The organism is Candidatus Cloacimonadota bacterium, from assembly GCA_020532355.1.
Classification (GTDB): Bacteria; Cloacimonadota; Cloacimonadia; order Cloacimonadales; family Cloacimonadaceae; genus UBA5456.
The window spans coordinates 1-2,509 of record JAJBBD010000022.1; the positions used below are offsets into that span (position 1 = coordinate 1).

General features: G+C 41.1%; 4 protein-coding genes. All 4 read left to right on the top strand.

The features are described 5' to 3' along the window. On the top strand, positions 1-951 hold a 951-nt coding region (locus LHW48_00635), incomplete at its 5' end, for a hypothetical protein (GenBank protein ID MCB5258967.1). A gap of 24 nt (positions 952-975) precedes the next feature. Further along, on the top strand, positions 976-1,614 hold the full coding sequence (locus LHW48_00640) for a hypothetical protein (protein ID MCB5258968.1): 639 nt from the start codon (positions 976-978) through the stop codon (positions 1,612-1,614). Between the two features lie 302 nt (positions 1,615-1,916). Then, positions 1,917-2,327, top strand: coding sequence for a hypothetical protein (locus tag LHW48_00645; GenBank protein MCB5258969.1), 411 nt, complete (start codon positions 1,917-1,919; stop codon positions 2,325-2,327). Continuing rightward, on the top strand, positions 2,290-2,509 hold a 220-nt coding region (locus LHW48_00650; protein ID MCB5258970.1), incomplete at its 3' end, for a helix-turn-helix domain-containing protein. The genes LHW48_00645 and LHW48_00650, both read left to right, overlap by 38 nt.

Genomic DNA, 2,509 nt, shown 5'->3' on the forward strand with positions numbered 1-2,509 from the left:
GACGCAGCCCAAAAGCTCAAAGCCAAGATCGAACGCATCGGCACCCCACTCAAGGATTGGGATGTGTCCATCAACTACGGCATTAAAACCGGATACAACGAAGCCTTCATCATCTCCGGGGCCAAAAAAGATGAACTCATCGCCGCTGATCCCCGCTCGGCTGAGATCATCAAACCCATCCTCAGAGGACGCGATATCAAACGCTATAAAGCTGAGTTTGCGGACCTGTGGTTGCTCTTTATTCCCTGGCATTTTCCGCTACATAGAGATCCGTCCATTACAGGGGCATCAGAGAAAGCAGAGCATGAATTTTCCGTGCAATACCCGGCTATCTATGAGCATTTGCTTAAGTTCAAGGATCAACTCTCGGCTCGTAACAAAGCTGAAACTGGTATCAGATATGAATGGTATGCGCTACAACGCTGTGCTGCAACATACTATGAAGAATTCGAAAAAGAGAAGGTGGTGTATCAAGAACTGACTCAAGGTTCCAGTTTTACTTATGCTCAAATACCTTCGGTTTTTGTCTCTAACACTGCTTATCTAATAACGGGTAATGACTTGAAATATTTGGTCTCAATACTTAACTCGACATTTATCGAGTATACTTTTAAGAAATACTATTCCATTGGACTTGGAGACAAGGGAATTAGATGGTTAAATCAATACATGCAACTGCTGCCAATTGCTAACCCAAACCATCAAACTAAGATGTCTTTTCACAGATTAGTTGAGAATATCTTAAAAAGTAGACATAGTGGCAAAAATACCCAACAACTCGAATCCCAAATCGATCTCATGGTTTACAAGCTATATGAGCTTGATTATTCAGAAGCCAAGTTGATTGATCCGGATATGGATAGTGTGTTGGCCTCTTTTGGTCTTTCCGCGCAGGATTTTGACCGGATGACGATTGAGCAGTTGGGTAACCTGTCACTTAACAATGTTTAGAATATAGTATGAAGGAGTCATATTATGCAAGGTAGTACTTTTTGTTCGAAGCGCTTGATTACTGCCCATCCAGGAAGAATGATCTATCCGTGGCAAAGCTATTTAGATCAGTATGTCCGTGCGGCTGATATTCTGTTCAAGTCAGTTGGAGATGGATCATACTGTGTTGATACTCTTGTCCACCCTCTGATGTACCTTGTATCCCATTCCATAGAGTTAGGACTTAAGCTATGCATTTATGATCTACAACGAACATTGAAAAAATCTCCCTCGAAAGAAAACACACATAAACTTAGAGAATTAAAAGGTCAATACCTAGATCTCAGGAATGAGTTTATTGAACACTGCGATAAGGAGGGTATCAATCGCTCAGATTTTGATGCAGATGCTTTGAAACGAAGCTTAGAAGAATTGATATCAGGAAAAGACAACCCATTTTTCCCCGGATTATCTTACATTGATAAACAATCTCAGAAGTTCCGATATCCATGTGTTAAAGCGAAGACCTCTGATAAGGATTCTACCAAAGTCGATAAACCCTCATTTTCTTGGACAGACAAACTCAACTTAGAAGAAGTATGGAAATTGTACAAAGACGCAATGACTCTGTTACAATGCGAGCCTATGGTCATTGGTGATATAATAGGGATACATGATGAATAATCATTTTAAATGCAATCTCTCCAGCTTAATAGCGTCCAACCGCAGCCAAATTCCTATAAGATGGGGGTCTTGTTTCTTTCCTGTTGAAGGATGGGGATTTGGCGTATGCATATGAGCAGAAGAGCATTACTGGAACCAGAAAACACTTGGATAGTTTTTGAGTCATGCACGATACGCGGGTACTATCTGGATTAATTTTAGGTGGCTAGCACTATGAATAATAAGCTGTTAGCGATTTCAAACTTTCGCAGAGCGAAATTTGAGCTTGACTTTATAGCCAGTTGGCTATATCTTGTCTTTGTATGATGAAGATCAGATACTCATCAGAAGAAGTTCGGCTTGAAGAGATAGAGTATCAGAAGACTCATCCAGATCTTTATAGGCAGCTACGCTTTGAGTATAGAAAGGTGAAAAGTATGAATTGGGAAGACTTCGAGGTTTACATGAAGGAAGAGCTTGCCAAGAGTGATCAGAGTAAGCGAATAAAGCGTATTGGTAAAGAAGAAAGGTTCGAATTTCGCATACCACCACACAGTGAGAAAGGAGTTTTAAGAGTCTTCTTTACATTAGGTGGAGATTGTTACACTATATGGATCACTGATGTTGTTGACAAGGATAACGAGCCCAAGGAAGCCAAAAATAAGAGCCGTAAGAAGCGAAAAAAAGGGAGGAGAGATGGCAAATTCAAAAAAGGTAAAGCTGCGCAAACATAATGAGTCAGCGAAAGAACTGGACATAGATTTCTCCTCGATTCCTAAGTGGAAACAGGACCTGATCGATATCGTAGCTGATCTCTCTGTGAAAAGAGTTAAACTGAGGATGACTCAGGAAGCACTGGCCCAAAAGATGGGCGTGAAGCAACCCGTGGTAGCCAGGTTTGAACACATGGGCAGGA

Bases quoted from the DNA above. Each gene is read 5' to 3' on its own strand.
- LHW48_00640 (MCB5258968.1), top strand. From the start codon at position 976: ATGCAAGGTAGTACTTTTTGTTCGAAGCGCTTGATTACTGCCCATCCA.
- LHW48_00645 (MCB5258969.1), top strand. From the start codon at position 1,917: ATGATGAAGATCAGATACTCATCAGAAGAAGTTCGGCTTGAAGAGATA.